Origin of the sequence: Paractinoplanes tereljensis (assembly GCF_016862435.1) — a bacterium.
In the GTDB taxonomy this organism is placed as follows: domain Bacteria; phylum Actinomycetota; class Actinomycetes; order Mycobacteriales; family Micromonosporaceae; genus Actinoplanes; species Actinoplanes tereljensis.
Genome location: NZ_BOMY01000013.1, coordinates 342,931 through 360,629 on the forward strand (window position 1 = coordinate 342,931; position 17,699 = coordinate 360,629).

The following is a 17,699-nucleotide window of genomic DNA, read 5'->3' on the forward strand; positions in this document are numbered from 1 at the left end:
CCCGAGGTCGGGTGTGTCGAGGGGTTCAAAACCCGACAAAGACCACTTTAGTTCTCAGGAAGTCGCGGTTTCGGGGCCAGATCGCCGCGCCGGGTCGCCTCCGCGATGAACGCCTTGCGCTGGTCCTTCGTCGGATTCGCCGGCAGCTCCCCGGCCGCGATCGCCTTCCGGTAGAGCTGCTTGCGCTCCTGCCGGTGCTCGCGCAGCATCCGGCGGTGTTCCTCGGTCGCGGCGTGCTTTCGCGGTTCGCCCTGGGTCAGCCCGGCCAGCGTGCGCAGCACCGTCAGCACACCCCACGGCCCGAGGATCCAGACCGGCCAGTAGAAGGACGCGTCGCTGTCGCTGGAGAAGAACGAGCCGGTCGCCCAGATCACCGTGAAGAACGCGGCCGCCCGGAGGTAGGGAACCCACACGTGGGCAAGCCAGTGCCGGGTAGCGTTCGCGGCCGGCACGGCCACCGCCTGCGGCGGGGCCGGCACGACGGGCGCGGCGTTGGGCAGGTCGGTCAGCAAGCGGTCGAGGTCGCCATAAGTCCTTGCGGCGTACGCCCCCTGGAGGCGCTCGTCGTACTCGCTCAGATCGAGCCGGCCCTCCTCGAGCGCCGACTTCAACTGATCCGCGACCAATTGTCGATCAGCGTCGGCGGCTCGCATCTGTTCTCGGCTGATGTCACCCATCGTGCGGTCCCGGGTCAACGCTTCCGGTCTCGCTGGCGGCCGCCACCGCCGCCGAAGGCCTGGCCGGTGACGCCGAGGATCAGCGGGATCAGCATCCAGACCGGCCAGAAGTACGTCAGGTGGCCGGCGCTCACGCTGGTGATCAGCCAGATCAGCGTGCAGACCAGGATGACGCCCGCGTACGGACCGGCCCACTGGGCTATCTGACGCCCCGGCGAGTGCGGAGTCGACACCGGTGCACCGACCGGGGGCGCCGAGGCGGCAGGCTGGATCTGAGAGTGCTGCACGGGCACGGTTCCGGGCAGGTCGGACAGCAGGCCGTCCAGATCGGCGAAGGTCTTGGCCGCGTAGGTCCGCTGGAGTCGTTCGTCGTACTCACTCAGGTCGAGGCGGCCCTCGTCGAGCGCCGCCTTCAGCTGATCCGAAACCGCTTTGCGGTCACCGTCGCCGGCCCGCATGTCGTCCCGCCCCATGCGTCCCAGCATGCCCGATGGGCACCAGGACCGGTAGGTCAGGTCCGGGGCTGGCGGGCGCTTACCAGGTCACCGAGCCGAGCGCGGCCACCATCGACCGCGGTGGTCACCCAGACCCCGTCGGCGAGCAGGCACATGGTGTGTTCGACATGAGCCGCGAAGGAGCCGTCCCGGGTCACCACGGTCCAGCCGTCGGAGAGCTCGTGCGTCCGCGGCGAACCCATCGTGATCATCGGCTCGATCGCCAGGCACAGGCCGGGCTCCAGGCGCGGGCCCTTGCCGGGCTTGCCGTGGTTGAGCACGTGCGGGTCCTGGTGCATCTCGGTGCCGATGCCGTGGCCGCCGTAGCCGTCGACGATGCCGTACCGGCCGGCCTTGCGAACCGTCTTCTCCACGTTGAACGAGATGTCGGTGAGCCGGCCCCGGCCGTTAGCGGCGCCGCGCGCCGCGGCCGCGATGCCTGCCCACATGGCGTCCTCGGCGACCTCGGCCATCTTCAGCAGCGCCGGGTCGGTCTCGCCGACCCCGACCGTGATGGCCGAGTCGCCGTGCCAGCCCTCCAGGATGGCGCCGCAGTCCAGCGAGATCAGGTCGCCCTCGGCCAGGATCTGGCCGGTGCCCGGGATGCCGTGCACGACCTGCTCGTTGACCGAGGCGCAGATCGAGGCCGGGAAGCCGTGGTAGCCCTTGAACGACGGGACCGCGCCGGCGTCCCGGATGATCTTCTCGGCGATGGCGTCGAGGTCGGCCGTCGAGACACCGGGCGCCACCGCGTCTCGCATGGCGTCCAGCGCGGCGGCGACGACCAGGCCGGCGCCGCGCATCTTCTCGATCTGCTCGGGGGTCTTCAGCTGAATATCCAGCTGCGGGCGACGCATCTCAGCCCCCGTAGGACCGCAGGGCGTCGATGGCGCGCACCGTGACGTCCTCGACCGGTCCGGTCGCGTCGATACCCACCAGCTTGCCCTGCGCGCCGAAGAAGTCGACCAGAGGCGCGGTCTTCTCGGCGTACTCCACCAGGCGGTTGCCGATCGTGTCGGCCTTGTCGTCGTCGCGCTGGAACAGCTCCGACCCACAGCGGTCGCAGATGTTGTCCTTGCTCGTCGGGTCGAACTCGACGTGCCAGATCTTGCCGCAACCACGACAGGTCCGGCGGCCCGAGAGCCGCCGGATGACCTCGTCGTCGTCGACCACGAGCTCCATCACCAGGTCCAGTGCGGTGCCCAGGTCGGCGAGCAGCTTGTCCAGCGCCGACGCCTGCGGGACGGTGCGGGGGAAACCGTCCAGCAGGAAGCCGTCGCCCGCGTCCGGCTCGGCGAGCCGGTCGCGGACCATGTTGATGGTGACCTCGTCCGGGACCAGCTGCCCGGCGTCCATGTACCGCTTGGCTTCCACGCCCAAGGGCGTGCCTTGCGACACGTTCGCCCGGAAGATGTCCCCGGTCGAGATCTTCGGTACGGCCAGGTGCGCGGCGATGAACTCAGCCTGGGTCCCCTTGCCGGCCCCCGGAGGGCCCACCAGCACCAGCCGCACCTACATCGCCTCGCTTAGGTGAGTTGAGATCCTCGACGCATGAGCCCCCCGGCTCCGCATCGCCACTACCGGAGGAACCCTTCATAGTTGCGCTGCATCAGCTGGCTCTCGATCTGCTTCACCGTCTCCAGACCAACGCCGACCATGATCAGCACTGCCGTACCACCGAACGGGAAGTTCTGGTACTGCTGCTGATTGAGCCAGATGAAGAAGAAGTTCGGCAGAACCGAGATCACGGCGAGGTAGAGCGCGCCCGCGAGGGTGATCCGGCTGAGGATGAAGTCCAGGTAGTCGGCGGTCGGCTTGCCCGGGCGGATACCCGGTACGAAACCACCGTACTTCTTCATGTTGTCCGCGACCTCGGTCGGGTTGAACGTGATCGAGACGTAGAAGTACGTGAAGAAGATGATCAGGAAGAAGTACACGCCGATGTAGAGCATGCTCGTCGGGTCGGCGAGCCACTTCTGGATCCAGATCTGGTAACCCTTGAGGTTGTTCTGGTCGAAGAACTGCAGGTACAGCTGCGGCAGGTAGAGCAGCGAGGAACCAAAGATGACCGGGACGACACCGGCCTGGTTGACCTTGAGGGGGATGTAGGTCGACGTGCCGCCGTACATCCGGCGACCGATCATTCGCTTCGCGTACTGGACCGGGATCCGGCGCTGGGCCTGCTCGATGAAGACCACGAGGCAGATGATGACCAGAACAAGACCGATAACGAGCAAGAACTTGCCGACGCCGCTGGTTTCCTTGATCGTCCAGCCCTCACCGGGGAGGCGGGCCGCGATCGAGGTGAAGATCAGAACCGACATGCCGTTACCGACACCGCGGTCGGTGATCAGCTCACCGAGCCACATCACCACACCGGTGCCGGCAGTCATGGTCAGTACCAGGATGCTGAGCGTGAGCCACATCGGCAGCCCGGTGTTCTCCGGGACGATCTGCATCGAGGGGTCGCTCTGGTCGCAGGCGTTGCCGAACAGCTGACCGGTACGCGCGAGCGCGACGAACGCCGAGGACTGGAGGATCGCCAGGCCGAGCGTCAGGTACCGGGTGTACTGCGTGATCTTCGCCTGGCCGGACTGGCCCTCCTTGCGGAGCTGTTCGAGGCGGGGGATCACGACGGTGAGAAGCTGCAGGATGATCGACGCGGTGATGTACGGCATGATGCCGAGCGCGAAGACCGACAGGTGCAGCAGCGCGCCGCCGGAGAAGAGATTCAGCAGGTTCAGCACACCGCCGCCGGCATCGGCGTCGCTCACAGCCTTGAGACACGTCTGCACGTTGGTGTAAGACACACCGGGGCTGGGCAAGGTGGCACCCAGCCGGTACAGAGCGATGATCGCGACTGTGAACAGCAGTTTCTTGCGCAGGTCAGGCGTCCGGAACGCACTGGTAAAGGCGGAGAGCAACTTCTTCCTCCTGCGCGAGGTTACCGCCGTATCCGGCGGATGGGGGAAGGCATCGGTCCGGACGACCGATATCCCTAGCTGGGAACGGACTCTAACAGTCTTGGAGCGCCGCAGTGAGTCGCGGTAGCGGTCACTGCGGGTAGGCATCTTCCCGGCTGGCGAAAGGCCAGGTCAGACGCCACAAAGGGGATGCTGCCCGGGCGACGCGTTTTTCGGCGCCCGGGCGAGCACCCCCACAAGCCTCACAGCTCGGTGGCGGAACCACCGGCCGCTGCGATCTTCTCCTTGGCCGACTCACTGAACGCGTGCGCCGAAATCGTCAGCGACACGCCGCCCAGCTCGCCCGAGCCGAGGACCTTGACCAGCTGGCCCTTACGGACCGCGCCGGCATCCACGAGCTCGGTCGGGCCGACCTCGCCGCCGTTCGGGAACAGCTCAGCGAGGCGGTCCAGGTTGACCACCTGGAAGACGACCTTGTTCTTGTTCTTGAAGCCCTTGAGCTTCGGCAGACGCATGTGAATGGGCATCTGCCCACCCTCGAAGCGGGCCGGAACCTGGTAACGGGCCTTCGTACCCTTGGTACCGCGACCGGCGGTCTTGCCCTTCGAGCCCTCACCACGACCCACGCGGGTCTTGGCAGTCTTGGCTCCGGGCGCCGGGCGCAGGTGGTGGACCTTGATCGCCATTACTCGACCTCCTCAACAATTACGAGGTGGTTGACGGCGAAGATCATGCCCCGAATCTCGGGGCGGTCCTCCTTGACCACCACATCGTTGATCCGCTTCAGCCCGAGCGACCGCAGCGAGTGCCGCTGGTTCTGCTTACGGCCGATAGCGGACCGGACCTGGGTGACCTTCAAGCGCGCCATCAGTGCACCGCCGCTTCCGCGCGCGCTGCCAGCATGGCGGCCGGGGCCACGTCCTCGACCGGCAGGCCACGGCGAGCCGCAACCATCTCCGGCGACTCGAGGCCCTTGAGAGCGGCCACCGTCGCGTGCACGATGTTGATCGGGTTCGACGAGCCGAGGCTCTTCGAGAGGATGTCGTGGATGCCGGCGCACTCCAGCACGGCGCGCACCGGACCACCGGCGATAACACCGGTACCAGCCGACGCCGGCTTGAGGAGCACCACACCCGCGGCGGCCTCGCCGATGATCGGGTGCGGAATGGTCGCACCGATCCGCGGAACCTTGAAGAAGTGCTTCTTGGCCTCCTCGACGCCCTTGGCGATGGCCGCGGGCACCTCCTTGGCCTTTCCGTAGCCGATACCGACGGTGCCGTCGCCGTCGCCCACGATCACCAGGGCGGTGAAGCTGAAGCGACGACCACCCTTGACGACCTTGGCAACACGGTTGATGGCGACGACCCGCTCGAGATGCGGGGTCTTGTCGACGGGCGCGTTACCGCGGCCGCCCTCACGGCGGTTGTCCCGGCGGTTGCCACCCTCGGTGTTACCGCCGGACCCGCCGCCTCGGCGCTGCTGACCAGGCATTGGTCAATTCCTCCTAGAACTCGAGTCCGGCTTCACGGGCGGCGGAAGCCAGCGCGGCGATCCGCCCCGCGTACTTGTTGCCACCACGGTCGAAGACGACCTTGGACACGCCGGCGGCCTTGGCCCGCTCGGCAAGAAGCGCGCCGACCTTACCGGCCAGAGCGCTCTTGTCACCCTCGTTGCCCCGGATCGAGGCGTCGAGAGTAGAGGCCGAAGCCAGCGTGTGGCCCTTGAGGTCGTCGATGATCTGCGCGGTGATGTGCCGCGAAGAGCGGTGGACGACCAGGCGGGGACGCTCGGCGGAGCCGCGGACGTTCTTGCGGACCCGGAAGTGCCGCCGTGCCTTGCCGACGGCCCGCGCGGCGGACACACCGCCGCCATTGCGGCGCTTGAGCAGCGTGGCGGTCACTTCTTACCTGCCTTTCCAGCCTTGCGGCGGATGACCTCGCCCTGGTACTTGACGCCCTTGCCCTTGTAGGGCTCCGGCGGGCGGATCTTCCGGATGTTGGCGGCGACCTCGCCGACGAGCTGCTTGTCGATGCCGGCGACCGTGAACTGCGTCGGCCGCTCCACCGAGAAGGTGATGCCGGTCGGCGCGGGCACGTTGACCGGGTGCGAGAAGCCCAGGGCGAACTCGAGGTCCTTGCCCTTGGCGGTCACGCGGTAACCGGTGCCGTTGATCTCCAGGGTCTTCTTGTACCCCTCGGTGACGCCGATGATCATGTTGGCGACCAGGGTACGGGAGAGACCGTGCAGTTCCTTGGCCTTGCGCTCGTCGTTGGGGCGGTTGACGTGCAGCTCGCTGCCGTCCTGCTCCACCGTGATCGGCTCGGCGACGGTATGCGAGAGCTCGCCCTTAGGGCCCTTGACCTTGACGGTCTGGCCCGAGATGGTGACATCGACGCCGGTAGGGACCGGGATCGACTTACGTCCGATTCGCGACATGTCAGAGTCTCCCGTTACCAGACGAAGGCGAGGACTTCCCCGCCAACGCTCCGCTTGCGGGCCTGCTTGTCGGTCAGCAGTCCCTGGGACGTCGAAATGATCGCGACGCCCAGGCCGCCGAGCACCCGTGGGAGTTCGTCGGACTTGGCGTACACCCGGAGACCGGGCTTGGAAACGCGCTTGATGCCGGCGAGGCTGCGCTCGCGGTTCTGGCCGTACTTGAGCTCAACGACCAGACGCTTGCCGACAGCGCCTTCCTCGGGCTCCTCAGCCGTCCAGGAGGCGATGTAGCCCTCGGCCTTGAGGACCTCGGCGATGTTCGCCTTGATCTTCGAGAAGGGCATCGTCACCTTGTCGTGGTACGCCTGGTTGGCGTTTCGCAGACGCGTGAGCATGTCTGCGATCGGGTCCGTCATCGTCATGGGTATTCGTCAACCTTTCTCGCCGGGGTTCCCGGACTGGCCAGGCCTACGGCGAAGCGGTATTTCTCTCGGTTACCAGGAAGCCTTGGACACGCCGGGCAGCTCACCGCGGTGGGCCATGTCCCGCACGCAGACCCGGCACAGGCCGAACTTGCGGTAGACCGAGTGCGGGCGACCGCACTTCTGGCAGCGGGTGTAGGCACGCACGGCGAACTTCGGCTTCGCGGCCGCCTTGATGATCAGCGCCTTCTTAGCCATGCTCAGTTCTCCTTGAACGGGAAGCCCAGGAGCTTGAGCAGCGCCCGGCCCTCGTCGTCGGTCTTGGCCGTGGTGACCACGGTGATGTCCATGCCCCGGGTGCGGTCGATCCGGTCCTGATCGATCTCGTGGAACACCGACTGCTCGGTCAGGCCGAACGTGTAGTTGCCGTGGCCGTCCAGCTTGCGACCGTCGAGCCCGCGGAAGTCACGGATACGCGGCAGCGCGATGGACAGCAGCCGGTCCAGGAACTCCCACATCCGGTCGTTGCGAAGGGTGACCTTCGCGCCGATCGGCATGCCCTCGCGCAGCTTGAACTGGGCGATGGACTTGGTGGCCCGGCGGACCAGCGGCTTCTGACCGGTGATCGTGGTCAGGTCACGGACCGCGCCGTCGATCAGCTTGGCGTCGCGGGCCGCTTCGCCGACACCCATGTTCACGACGACCTTGACCAGGCCGGGGATCTGCATGGGGTTGGCGTAGTTGTACTGCTCCTTGAGCCCGCTCACGACCTCAGCGCGGTACTTCTGCTTGAGGCGCGGCAGCGTCTTGGTCTCGGTAGCGGCAGTCATCAGAGTTCCTTACCGGTCGTACGCGCGATACGGACCTTGTTGCCGTTCTCGTCGACCTTGTAGCCGATCCGAGTCGGCTTGCCCTGGTCGTCCACGATCTGCACATTCGAGATGTGGATCGCGGCTTCCTGGGTCACGATGCCGCCGGTCTTCGACCCGCGCTGCGTCGTACGGATCCGCTCGTGCTTCTTGACGCGGTTGACGCCCTCGACCAGGACCTTGTCCCGCGTCGGGTAGGCCGCAATGACCTTGCCCTTGGCGCCCTTGTCCTTACCGGCGATGACGACGACCGTGTCGCCCTTCTTGATCTTCACGGTCAGAGCACCTCCGGCGCCAGGCTGATGATCTTCATGAACCGCTTGTCGCGCAGCTCGCGGCCAACCGGGCCGAAGATGCGGGTACCGCGGGGGTCCCCACCGTCCTTGATGATGACGGCGGCGTTCTCGTCGAACCGGATGTACGAGCCGTCCGGACGCCGACGCTCCTTGGCGGTGCGGACGATGACCGCCTTGACGACGTCACCCTTCTTCACACCGGCGCCGGGGATGGCGTCCTTGACCGTGGCCACGATGACGTCGCCGATGCTCGCGTAGCGGCGGCCGGAACCGCCGAGCACGCGGATGCACAGGATCTCACGTGCACCCGTGTTGTCGGCGACACGCAGTCGCGACTCCTGCTGGATCACTGGGGTCTCCTATGTCTGCCAGTTCTTCGCACCTTGGCGAAGCTTGGCGGAACTAGGTGAGTCGGACCGACCTGGGGCCGGCCCGACGCACTCACTTGGCCTTTTCGAGGATCTCCACGACCCGCCACCGCTTGGTGGCGGAGAGCGGACGGGTCTCCATCAGGAGAACCCGGTCGCCGATACCGCAAGCGTTCTGCTCGTCGTGCACCTTGAGCTTGCGGGTGCGACGGAGAACCTTGCCGTAGAGGGCGTGCTTGACACGGTCCTCAACCTCGACGACGACGGTCTTGTCCATCTTGTCGCTGACCACCAGGCCCTCACGGACCTTGCGGGTCGCGCGAACCGGAGTCGTTGTCTCTTCACTCATGCGGTCACCTCATCCGGCGCAACCGAGAGCCCCAGCTCGCGTTCACGCATGATCGTGTAGATCTTCGCGATGTCCTTACGGACGACCTGAAGCCGACGGTGGTTGTCGAGCTGCCCGGTCGCACCCTGCACGCGAAGGTTGAACAGCTCCGCCTTGGCCTCACGGAGCCGCGCGACCAGCTCTTCGCCGGTCAGCTCGCGCAGCTCGCCGGCCTTAACGCCCGCTGCCATCAGTTTTCACCCACTTCGCGTGTAACGATGCGGCACTTCATCGGGAGCTTGTGGATCGCGCGGCGCATTGCCTCGCGCGCGATCGTCTCGTTCGGGAACGACATCTCGAAGAGAATGCGTCCCGGCTTGACGTTCGCCACCCACCACTCGGGGGAACCCTTGCCGGAACCCATCCGGGTCTCGGCCGGCTTCTTGGTCAGAGCCTGGTCCGGGAAGATCGAGATCCAGACCTTGCCGCCACGCTTGATGTGACGGGTCATCGCGATACGCGCCGACTCGATCTGCCGGTTGGTCACGTACGCGGGCTCCAGCGCCTGGATGCCGAACTCGCCGAAGACGACCCGGTTGCCGCCCTTGGACGCGCCGTGGCGGTCCGGGTGGTGCGGCTTCCGGAAGCCCTTCGGGGGCTTACGCGGAATCAGCATTGGTCAGCCCTCCTGCTGCGGTTCGGCCGCGGCCGGAGCAGCGGCGCTGTCGTTCTGCGGAGCCGGCGCGTCGGCGTTGGCCGCGGCCTGCTGGGCAGCCCGGCCGGCCTCGGTCCCGCCGGCGGTCGTGCCGGACGAACCGGAACGGCCACGGCGCGGACGCTCGGGGCGGTCGGCCCGGTCCCGGCGCGGACGCGCGGGAGCCTCGGCCACAGCCTCGCGGCCGGGAACGGCGTCGCCCTTGTAGATCCAGACCTTCACGCCGATCCGGCCGAACGTGGTACGGGCCTCGAAGAAGCCGTACTCGATGTTCGCCCGCAGCGTGTGCAGCGGAACGCGACCCTCACGGTAGAACTCCGTGCGGCTCATCTCCGCGCCGCCGAGGCGACCGGAGACCTGCACCCGGATGCCCTTGCAGATCGGGTTCTTCATGGCCGACTGCATGGCCTTACGCATCGCGCGGCGGAAGCTGACCCGGGAGGACAGCTGCTCGGCCACACCCTGCGCAACCAGCTGAGCATCCGACTCGGGGTTCTTGACCTCGAGAATGTTCAGCTGGACCTGCTTGCCGGTGAGCTTCTCGAGCTCGCCGCGGATCCGGTCGGCCTCCGCGCCCTTACGGCCGATGACGATGCCCGGCCGGGCGGTGTGGATGTCGACGCGAACCCGGTCACGGGTGCGCTCGATGTCCACCTTGGAGATGCCGGCCCGCTCGAGGCCCTTGGACATCATTCGGCGGATCTTGACGTCCTCGCCGATGTAGTCCTTGTAGAGCTTGTCGGCAAACCACCGGGACTTCCAATCGGTGGAAATGCCCAGGCGGAATCCGGTGGGGTGAACTTTCTGGCCCATTACTCGGACTCCTCCGTGGTCTGGGTTTCTGCGGCGGGCGCGGCCTTGGCCGGCGCCGCCTTCTTCGCCGCAGCGGCCTTCTTAGCCGGCCGTGCGACCTGGACCGCCTCGACGGCGATCGTGATGTGGCAGGTGCGCTTGCGGATCCGGTAAGCCCGGCCCTGGGCCCGCGGACGGAAACGCTTGAGCGTCGGACCCTCGTTGACGAACGCCTCGCTCACGAGGAGTGCGTCGGGGTCCAGCCGCTCGTTGTTCTCAGCGTTTGCGATCGCGCTGGCAAGCACCTTGTAGACCTGCTCGCTCGCGGACTGCGGAGCGAACTGCAGGACGGTCAGAGCCTCCTTCGCGGGCAGTCCGCGGACGAGGTTGACCACACGGCGTGCCTTGCTCGGCGAAATGCGGACGTGCTTGGCAACTGCACGGCTACCCGGAAGCGCCGGAGCATCGTTCTTTACTGGCATCGCTTTGTGACCCCTTTCTTATCCGTGGACTGACTAGCGACGACGGCTCTTGCGGTCGTCCTTCTCGTGACCCTTGAACGTACGGGTCAGAGCGAACTCACCGAGCTTGTGACCGACCATGGCCTCGGTGACGAACACCGGGACGTGCTTGCGTCCGTCGTGCACGGCGATCGTGTGCCCCAGCATGTCGGGGATGATCGTCGAGCGACGCGACCAGGTCTTGATGACGTTCTTGGAGTTCTTCTCGTTCTGGACTTCCACCTTCTTGAGCAGGTGGTCGTCGACGAACGGGCCCTTCTTCAGGCTACGAGGCATCTTCTTCTACTCCCGTTACCCGCGCTTGCGGGTGGCGTAGCGGCGGCGAACGATCAGCTTGTCGCTCTCCTGGCCCTTGCGGCGGGTACGACCCTCGGGCTTACCAGCCGGGTTAACCGGGTGGCGACCACCGGAGGTCTTACCCTCACCACCACCGTGCGGGTGGTCGATCGGGTTCATGGCGACACCGCGGACGGTCGGGCGCTTGCCCTTCCAGCGCATGCGGCCGGCCTTGCCCCAGTTGATGTTCGACTGTTCGGCATTGCCGATCTCGCCGACCGTGGCACGGCAACGGATGTCGACCCGGCGGATCTCACCGGAGGGCATACGCAGCGTGGCGTAGGCACCCTCACGGCCGAGCAGCTGGATACCGACACCGGCCGAGCGGGCCAGCTTGGCGCCACCGCCGGGACGAAGCTCCACACCGTGGATCGTCGTACCGACCGGGATGTTGCGCAGGGGCAGGTTGTTCCCCGGCTTGATGTCCGCGCCCGGGCCCGACTCGATCGGGTCGCCCTGCTTCAGGTCCTTCGGCGCGAGGATGTAGCGCTTCTCGCCGTCGGCGTAGTGCAGCAGTGCGATCCGCGAGGTGCGGTTCGGGTCGTATTCGATGTGCGCGACCTTGGCCGGCACGCCGTCCTTGTCGACCCGCTTGAAGTCGATCAGCCGGTACTGCCGCTTGTGACCGCCGCCCTGGTGCCGGGTGGTGATCCGGCCGTGAACGTTGCGGCCGCCCTTCTTGGGCAGCGGAACCAGCAGAGACTTCTCCGGCGTCGACCGGGTGATCTCGGCGAAGTCGGCGACGCTCGAGCCGCGACGGCCCGGCGTGGTCGGCTTGTACTTACGGATAGCCATTGTTTTACAACCCCTTAGCTGACCGGGCCGCCGAAGGCCTCGATGCGGTCACCGTCAGCCAGCTTGACCATCGCGCGCTTGGTCGCTTTACGCTGACCGAAGCCCGTCCGGGTGCGCTTGCGCTTACCCTCGCGGTTCGCGGTGTTCACCGTCAGCACACGCACGTTGAAGATCTGCTGGATCGCGATCTTGATCTGGGTCTTGTTCGCGCCCGGGTCGACGAGGAACGTGTACCAGTTCTGGTCGAGAACGCTGTAGCTCTTCTCGGAGACGACGGGCGCGATGATGACGTCACGCGGGTCGGCGATCGTGGTCACTTGTTCCCCTCCTCGGAGGCCTCGGCCGGCACGCCCAGGAACTCGTCGAGAGCTTCCTTGGTGAAGACCACCTCGTCGGCGACCAGCACGTCGTACGTGTTCAGCTGACCCGCCTCGATCAGGTGCACGGTCGTCTCGTTGCGCAGCGAGAGCCAGTTCAGCTCGTCGGTGCTGCTGAGAACGACCAGAACCTTGGTCGACTCGGTCGCCTTGCGCAGGGTGGTGATCGCGGCCTTCGTCGACGGCTTGTCGCCGGCGAGGAACGCCTCAACCACGTGCACCCGGCCCTCGCGAGCCCGGTCGGAGAGGGCGCCACGCAGAGCGGCGGCCTTCATCTTCTTGGGGGTCCGCTGGCTGTAGTCGCGCGGCACGGGACCGTGCACGACGCCACCGCCGGTGAACTGCGGCGCGCGGATCGAGCCCTGACGGGCGCGACCGGTGCCCTTCTGCTTGTAAGGCTTCTTGCCGCCACCGGCGACCTCGCCCCGGGTCTTGGCCTTAGCCGTACCCTGCCGGGCCGCGGCCAGCTGCGCCACGACGACCTGGTGCATCAGCGGAATGTTCGCCTGCACGTCGAAAATGTCGTCGGGAAGCTCGACCGAGCCGGCCTTCGCGCCCTCAGCGTTGATCACGTCAACCGAGCTCACTTGGCACCGCCCTTCGTCTTCTTCGCGGCGGTGCGGACCAGGATCAGCGCGCCCTTAGGACCGGGCACCGCGCCCTTGACCAGCAGCAGGTTGTTCTCGGTGTCCACCGCCTGCACGGTCAGGTTCTGCACGGTGAAGCGCACGAAACCCATCCGGCCGGCCATCCGGACGCCCTTGAACACGCGACCGGGGGTCGCGCAGGCGCCGATCGAGCCCGGCGAGCGGTGCTTGCGCTCGACGCCGTGGCTGGCCTTGAGACCGTGGAAGCCGTGCCGCTTCATGACACCGGCAAAGCCCTTGCCCTTGGTCTTACCGGTGACGTCGATCGGCGAACCGACCTCGAACGCCTCGACGGTGATCTCCTGGCCGAGCTCGTACTCGCCGGCGTCGGCGGTGCGCAGCTCGACGACGTGGCGCCGCGGCGAAACACCTGCCTTCGCGAAGTGGCCGCTCTCCGGCTTGTTGACCCTGCGCGGGTCAACAGCGCCGTACGCCAGCTGGACGGCGGTATAGCCGTCCTTCTCAGAGGTGCGAACCTGGGTCACGACACAAGGGCCGGCCTGCACCACGGTAACCGGAACAACTTTGTTGTTGTCCCAGACCTGGGTCATGCCGAGCTTGGCGCCCAGGATCCCCTTAACTTGCCTGTCCATTAGTCGCAGGTCCCTACAGCTTGATCTCGATGTCGACGCCAGCCGGCAGGTCGAGGCGCATGAGCGAGTCGACCGTCTTCGGAGTCGGGTCGATGATGTCGATCAGTCGCTTGTGCGTACGCATCTCGAAGTGCTCGCGCGAGTCCTTGTACTTGTGCGGCGAACGGATGACGCAGAAACGGTTGATCTCCGTGGGCAGCGGCACCGGGCCCGCAACCTGAGCACCGGTCCGCGTCACCGTCTCGACGATCTTCCGCGCCGAGGAGTCGACGACCTCGTGGTCATAGGCCTTGAGCCGGATGCGGATCTTCTGTCCCGCCATGGTGGCTTCTGTTTCCTTCTCTCGATGCCGCTACGTGCGAGAGCGGTGGCTCTCGCATGCCCGCAGGACCGTCGATCCTGCGTTGTCCGACCCCCGCGGTCGGGCGTGTCGCGCCTGCTGTCGCTATGCAGCCTTTATCAAGCAACTCGATCACGGGGATCTGGAGTGCCGGACGGGCTAAAAACACGCCCGGACACCCGGCGAGGGTGGCTGGCAACCCGAAGGCGCCAACCACCCCGCGCGGACGCAACCTGACTAGTATGCCGGATTGTCTCCGACAACGCTAATCGGGGTCAGTTCCTCAGACGTTGATCTTCGTGACCGTGCCGGCGCCGACGGTGCGGCCACCCTCACGGATCGCGAACTTGAGGCCCTGCTCCATGGCGATCGGCTGGATCAGCTTGACCGACATGCTGGTGGAGTCGCCCGGCATGACCATCTCGGTGCCCTCGGGCAGCGTGACGACGCCGGTGACGTCCGTGGTGCGGAAGTAGAACTGCGGGCGGTAGTTCTGGAAGAACGGCGTGTGCCGGCCGCCCTCCTCCTTGGAGAGGATGTAGACCTGGCCCTCGAACTCCGTGTGCGGAGTGCTCGAGCCCGGCTTCACGACGACCATGCCGCGCTCGACGTCCTCGCGCTTGATGCCACGCAGCAGCAGACCGACGTTCTCACCCGCGCGGGCCTCGTCGAGCAGCTTGCGGAACATCTCGATGCCGGTGCAAACGGTCTTGGTCGACTTCTCGCGGATGCCCACGATCTCGACCTCCTCGTTCGGCTTGAGGATGCCGCGCTCGGCCCGGCCGGTGACGACGGTGCCACGACCGGTGATCGTGAACACGTCCTCGATCGGCATCAGGAACGGCTTCTCGGTGTCACGCTCAGGCTGCGGGATCGCGGTGTCGACCGCGTTCATCAGCTCGAGCAGACGCTCGGTCCACTCCTTGTCGCCCTCGAGCGCCTTGAGCGCCGAGACACGCACGACCGGCAGGTCGTCGCCCGGGAACTCGTAGGTGCTGAGCAGCTCACGGACCTCGAGCTCGACGAGCTCGAGGAGCTCCTCGTCGTCGACCATGTCCGACTTGTTCAGCGCCACGACGATGTACGGAACGCCGACCTGGCGGGCCAGGAGCACGTGCTCCTTGGTCTGCGGCATCGGGCCGTCGGTCGCGGCAACCACCAGGATCGCGCCGTCCATCTGCGCGGCACCGGTGATCATGTTCTTGATGTAGTCAGCGTGGCCGGGGCAGTCCACGTGCGCGTAGTGACGCGACGCGGTCTGGTACTCGACGTGCGCGATCGAGATCGTGATACCACGGGCCTTCTCTTCAGGCGCCTTGTCGATCTCGTCGAACGGGGTGTACGGGTTGAGGTCCGGGTACTGGTCGTGCAGGACCTTCGTGATGGCCGCAGTCAGCGTCGTCTTACCGTGGTCGATGTGACCAATGGTGCCGATGTTGACGTGCGGCTTAGTCCGCTCGAACTTCGCCTTCGCCACTGGTGTCCTCCTGTGGACTGAATCAATTCTTTTCCCGGCACGCCCGGTTAAGGCGACTGGGACTCTGTCGACTGCTCGCGCGCGTGCGGTCCTCGACGGACCGCACGCGCCTCAACGCTTAGGGCTGGGAGCTCAGGCGCCCGTAGCCTTGGCGATGATCTCCTTCGCGACGTTCTGCGGAACCTCGGCGTAGGAGTCGAACTGCATGCTGTAGCTAGCCCGGCCGGCGGTCTTCGACCGCAGGTCGCCGACGTAGCCGAACATCTCCGAAAGCGGCACCAGAGCCTTGACGACGCGGGCGCCGTGGCGCTCCTCCATCGACTGGATCAGGCCGCGCCGGGAGTTGAGGTCGCCGATCACGTCACCCATGTTGTCTTCCGGGGTGGTGACCTCGACCGACATCATCGGCTCAAGCAGTGCGGGGTCAGCCTTGCGGGCTACTTCCTTCATTGCCATGGAGCCGGCGATCTTGAATGCCATCTCAGACGAGTCGACCTCGTGGTACTGGCCGTCGACAAGCGTGAACTTGACGCCCACCAGCGGGTAGCCGGCGAGGACGCCGTACTGCAGGGAGTCCTGCGCGCCCGCGTCCACCGAGGGGATGAACTCCTTGGGGATGCGACCGCCGGTCACCGCGTTCACGAACTCGTACGTGGGGCCATCGGTCTCGAGCGGCAGCGGCTCGACGTTGACGACGACCTTCGCGTACTGGCCCGAGCCACCGGTCTGCTTCTTGTGGACGTAGGTGTGCTTCTCCACCTTGCCGCGAATGGTCTCGCGGTACGCCACCTGCGGCTTGCCGATGTTGGCCTCGACGTTGAACTCGCGGCGCATGCGGTCCACCAGGATGTCCAGGTGGAGCTCGCCCATGCCGGCGATGATCGTCTGGCCGGTCTCCTCGTCGTTGAAGACCCGGAACGTCGGGTCCTCCTCGGCGAGGCGCTGGATCGCGGTGCCCAGCTTCTCCTGGTCCGACTTGGTCTTCGGCTCGATGGCGACCTGGATGACCGGCTCCGGGAAAGTCATCGACTCCAGGATGACCGGGTTGGCCGGGTCGCTGAGCGTGTCACCGGTGGTGGTCTGCTTGAGACCCTGGACGGCGATGATGTCGCCGGCCTGCGCGGTGCCGCGCTCCTCACGCTTGTTCGCGTGCATCTGGTAGATCTTGCCGATCCGCTCCTTGCGGTCCTTGGTGGAGTTGACCACCTGAGAACCGGACTCGAGCGTGCCGGAGTAGACCCGCACGTACGTGAGCTTGCCGAGGTGCTTGTCGGTCTGGATCTTGAAGGCCAGCGCCGAGAACGGCTCCGTGTTCGACGGCTTGCGCAGGAGCGGCGTCTCGCCGTCCGTCGCGGTGCCCTCGATGGCCGGAACATCCAGCGGCGACGGCAGGAAGTCGATCACGGCGTCGAGCATGGGCTGAACGCCCTTGTTCTTGAACGCCGAACCGCACAGCACCGGGTTCGCCTTGCTGGCGATCGTGGCCCGCCGGATGGCGGCCTTGATCTCGTCCTGGGAGACCTCTTCGCCCTCCAGGTACTTGAGCATGACCTCGTCGTCCACGTCGGCGAGGGTCTCGATCAACTTCTCGCGCCACTCGGTCGCGGAGTCGACCAGGTCGGCCGGGACCTCCTCGATCGCGTAGTCGTCACCCTTCTGGGTCTCCCCACGCCAGGTGAGCGCGCGCATGCCGATCAGGTCCACGACGCCGATGTGGTCGCCCTCGAGCCCGATCGGGATCTGGAGGACCAGCGGGGTCGCGTGCAGCCGGTCGATCATCATCTGCACGCAGCGGAAGAAATCGGCACCGGTCCGGTCGAGCTTGTTGACGAAGCACATCCGGGGGACGTGGTACTTGTCCGCCTGACGCCAGACGTTCTCAGTCTGCGGCTCCACGCCGGCCACGCCGTCGTACACCGCAACCGCGCCGTCGAGCACCCGCAGCGACCGCTCGACCTCGACCGTGAAGTCGACGTGGCCGGGCGTGTCGATGATCTGGATCGTGTGACCCTTCCACTCGCACTTGGTGGCGGCGGAAGTGATCGTGATACCGCGCTCCTGCTCCTGCTCCATCCAGTCCATGACGGCAGCGCCCTCGTGGACCTCACCGATCTTGTACGTGATGCCGGTGTAGAACAGGATCCGCTCGGTGGTCGTGGTCTTACCAGCATCGATGTGCGCCATGATGCCGATGTTGCGTACGTTGGCGAGCGCGTCTGCGGCGGCCACTTCAATCCCTACTTTTCTTCGTCGTCGTCTCGTGAACCGGCACGACTGGCCGTGTGGCCCGGC

Annotated in this window: 28 protein-coding genes; all 28 read right to left on the reverse strand. The window is 66.3% G+C overall.

Annotation, left to right across the window (positions count from 1 at the left end; translation table 11 throughout):
* Positions 1-47: 47 nt before the first annotated feature.
* A complete protein-coding gene (locus Ate02nite_RS10850; RefSeq protein ID WP_239147281.1) occupies positions 48-677 on the reverse strand; it encodes a DUF1707 SHOCT-like domain-containing protein in 630 nt (209 codons plus the stop codon).
* Between the two features lie 14 nt (positions 678-691).
* Positions 692-1,150, reverse strand: coding sequence for a DUF1707 SHOCT-like domain-containing protein (locus tag Ate02nite_RS10855; protein WP_239147282.1), 459 nt, complete (start codon positions 1,148-1,150; stop codon positions 692-694).
* A gap of 38 nt (positions 1,151-1,188) precedes the next feature.
* A complete protein-coding gene (map, locus tag Ate02nite_RS10860; RefSeq protein ID WP_203803125.1) occupies positions 1,189-2,028 on the reverse strand; it encodes a type I methionyl aminopeptidase in 840 nt (279 codons plus the stop codon).
* A 1-nt stretch (position 2,029) separates the two neighbouring features.
* Positions 2,030-2,683 (reverse strand): adenylate kinase, encoded by a 654-nt coding sequence (locus Ate02nite_RS10865; RefSeq protein WP_203803127.1) that lies wholly within the window; start codon positions 2,681-2,683, stop codon positions 2,030-2,032.
* Positions 2,684-2,748: 65 nt separating this feature from the next.
* Positions 2,749-4,095, reverse strand: coding sequence for a preprotein translocase subunit SecY (gene secY, locus Ate02nite_RS10870; RefSeq protein WP_203803129.1), 1,347 nt, complete (start codon positions 4,093-4,095; stop codon positions 2,749-2,751).
* A 242-nt stretch (positions 4,096-4,337) separates the two neighbouring features.
* Positions 4,338-4,781 carry a 50S ribosomal protein L15 gene (rplO, locus tag Ate02nite_RS10875; protein ID WP_203803131.1) on the reverse strand — a complete coding sequence of 148 codons (444 nt, stop codon included), beginning with the start codon at positions 4,779-4,781 and terminating at the stop codon, positions 4,338-4,340.
* Positions 4,781-4,963 carry a 50S ribosomal protein L30 gene (gene rpmD, locus Ate02nite_RS10880; protein WP_203803133.1) on the reverse strand — a complete coding sequence of 61 codons (183 nt, stop codon included), beginning with the start codon at positions 4,961-4,963 and terminating at the stop codon, positions 4,781-4,783. The genes rplO and rpmD overlap by 1 nt, the downstream gene beginning before the upstream one ends.
* A complete protein-coding gene (gene rpsE, locus Ate02nite_RS10885) occupies positions 4,963-5,586 on the reverse strand; it encodes a 30S ribosomal protein S5 (protein ID WP_203803135.1) in 624 nt (207 codons plus the stop codon). Before rpsE ends, rpmD begins: the two co-directional genes overlap by 1 nt.
* Before the next feature lie 13 nt (positions 5,587-5,599).
* Complete coding sequence (rplR, locus tag Ate02nite_RS10890; RefSeq protein ID WP_275422842.1) at positions 5,600-5,995, reverse strand: 50S ribosomal protein L18; 396 nt, start codon at positions 5,993-5,995, stop codon at positions 5,600-5,602.
* Positions 5,992-6,531, reverse strand: coding sequence for a 50S ribosomal protein L6 (rplF, locus tag Ate02nite_RS10895; RefSeq protein ID WP_203803137.1), 540 nt, complete (start codon positions 6,529-6,531; stop codon positions 5,992-5,994). The genes rplR and rplF overlap by 4 nt, the downstream gene beginning before the upstream one ends.
* 14 nt (positions 6,532-6,545) lie before the next feature.
* On the reverse strand, positions 6,546-6,953 hold the full coding sequence (gene rpsH, locus Ate02nite_RS10900; RefSeq protein WP_203803139.1) for a 30S ribosomal protein S8: 408 nt from the start codon (positions 6,951-6,953) through the stop codon (positions 6,546-6,548).
* A 72-nt stretch (positions 6,954-7,025) separates the two neighbouring features.
* Complete coding sequence (locus Ate02nite_RS10905; protein ID WP_014440734.1) at positions 7,026-7,211, reverse strand: type Z 30S ribosomal protein S14; 186 nt, start codon at positions 7,209-7,211, stop codon at positions 7,026-7,028.
* A gap of 2 nt (positions 7,212-7,213) precedes the next feature.
* A complete protein-coding gene (gene rplE / locus Ate02nite_RS10910; protein ID WP_203803141.1) occupies positions 7,214-7,783 on the reverse strand; it encodes a 50S ribosomal protein L5 in 570 nt (189 codons plus the stop codon).
* Positions 7,783-8,103, reverse strand: a complete 321-nt coding sequence (gene rplX / locus Ate02nite_RS10915; RefSeq protein WP_203730306.1) for a 50S ribosomal protein L24 — start codon at positions 8,101-8,103, stop codon at positions 7,783-7,785. Before rplX ends, rplE begins: the two co-directional genes overlap by 1 nt.
* The gene (gene rplN, locus Ate02nite_RS10920; RefSeq protein ID WP_023358185.1) at positions 8,100-8,468 is read right to left on the reverse strand and encodes a 50S ribosomal protein L14; all 369 of its coding nucleotides are present in this window, start codon (positions 8,466-8,468) and stop codon (positions 8,100-8,102) included. The genes rplX and rplN overlap by 4 nt, the downstream gene beginning before the upstream one ends.
* A gap of 91 nt (positions 8,469-8,559) precedes the next feature.
* The gene (gene rpsQ, locus Ate02nite_RS10925) at positions 8,560-8,835 is read right to left on the reverse strand and encodes a 30S ribosomal protein S17 (protein WP_203803147.1); all 276 of its coding nucleotides are present in this window, start codon (positions 8,833-8,835) and stop codon (positions 8,560-8,562) included.
* On the reverse strand, positions 8,832-9,065 hold the full coding sequence (gene rpmC, locus Ate02nite_RS10930) for a 50S ribosomal protein L29 (protein WP_203803149.1): 234 nt from the start codon (positions 9,063-9,065) through the stop codon (positions 8,832-8,834). The genes rpsQ and rpmC overlap by 4 nt, the downstream gene beginning before the upstream one ends.
* Entirely contained in the window at positions 9,065-9,490 is a 426-nt protein-coding gene (rplP, locus tag Ate02nite_RS10935) for a 50S ribosomal protein L16 (protein ID WP_203803175.1), read from the reverse strand. The genes rpmC and rplP overlap by 1 nt, the downstream gene beginning before the upstream one ends.
* Positions 9,491-9,493: 3 nt before the next feature.
* Entirely contained in the window at positions 9,494-10,342 is an 849-nt protein-coding gene (gene rpsC, locus Ate02nite_RS10940; protein ID WP_203803178.1) for a 30S ribosomal protein S3, read from the reverse strand.
* A complete protein-coding gene (rplV, locus tag Ate02nite_RS10945; RefSeq protein ID WP_203803186.1) occupies positions 10,342-10,803 on the reverse strand; it encodes a 50S ribosomal protein L22 in 462 nt (153 codons plus the stop codon). Before rplV ends, rpsC begins: the two co-directional genes overlap by 1 nt.
* 33 nt (positions 10,804-10,836) lie before the next feature.
* The gene (rpsS, locus tag Ate02nite_RS10950) at positions 10,837-11,118 is read right to left on the reverse strand and encodes a 30S ribosomal protein S19 (protein ID WP_014687760.1); all 282 of its coding nucleotides are present in this window, start codon (positions 11,116-11,118) and stop codon (positions 10,837-10,839) included.
* Between the two features lie 15 nt (positions 11,119-11,133).
* Positions 11,134-11,973, reverse strand: a complete 840-nt coding sequence (gene rplB, locus Ate02nite_RS10955; RefSeq protein WP_203803189.1) for a 50S ribosomal protein L2 — start codon at positions 11,971-11,973, stop codon at positions 11,134-11,136.
* Between the two features lie 14 nt (positions 11,974-11,987).
* The gene (gene rplW, locus Ate02nite_RS10960) at positions 11,988-12,290 is read right to left on the reverse strand and encodes a 50S ribosomal protein L23 (RefSeq protein WP_203803192.1); all 303 of its coding nucleotides are present in this window, start codon (positions 12,288-12,290) and stop codon (positions 11,988-11,990) included.
* Positions 12,287-12,937 (reverse strand): 50S ribosomal protein L4, encoded by a 651-nt coding sequence (gene rplD, locus Ate02nite_RS10965; RefSeq protein ID WP_203803194.1) that lies wholly within the window; start codon positions 12,935-12,937, stop codon positions 12,287-12,289. The genes rplW and rplD overlap by 4 nt, the downstream gene beginning before the upstream one ends.
* Positions 12,934-13,590 carry a 50S ribosomal protein L3 gene (gene rplC / locus Ate02nite_RS10970; RefSeq protein ID WP_203803196.1) on the reverse strand — a complete coding sequence of 219 codons (657 nt, stop codon included), beginning with the start codon at positions 13,588-13,590 and terminating at the stop codon, positions 12,934-12,936. Before rplC ends, rplD begins: the two co-directional genes overlap by 4 nt.
* Before the next feature lie 13 nt (positions 13,591-13,603).
* The gene (gene rpsJ / locus Ate02nite_RS10975) at positions 13,604-13,912 is read right to left on the reverse strand and encodes a 30S ribosomal protein S10 (RefSeq protein WP_007073037.1); all 309 of its coding nucleotides are present in this window, start codon (positions 13,910-13,912) and stop codon (positions 13,604-13,606) included.
* 301 nt (positions 13,913-14,213) lie between these two features.
* Positions 14,214-15,407: an elongation factor Tu gene (gene tuf, locus Ate02nite_RS10980; protein ID WP_203803198.1), complete on the reverse strand. Its 1,194-nt coding sequence runs from the start codon at positions 15,405-15,407 to the stop codon at positions 14,214-14,216.
* A gap of 132 nt (positions 15,408-15,539) precedes the next feature.
* Entirely contained in the window at positions 15,540-17,636 is a 2,097-nt protein-coding gene (gene fusA, locus Ate02nite_RS10985; protein WP_203803200.1) for an elongation factor G, read from the reverse strand.
* Between the last annotated feature and the right edge of the window lie 63 nt (positions 17,637-17,699).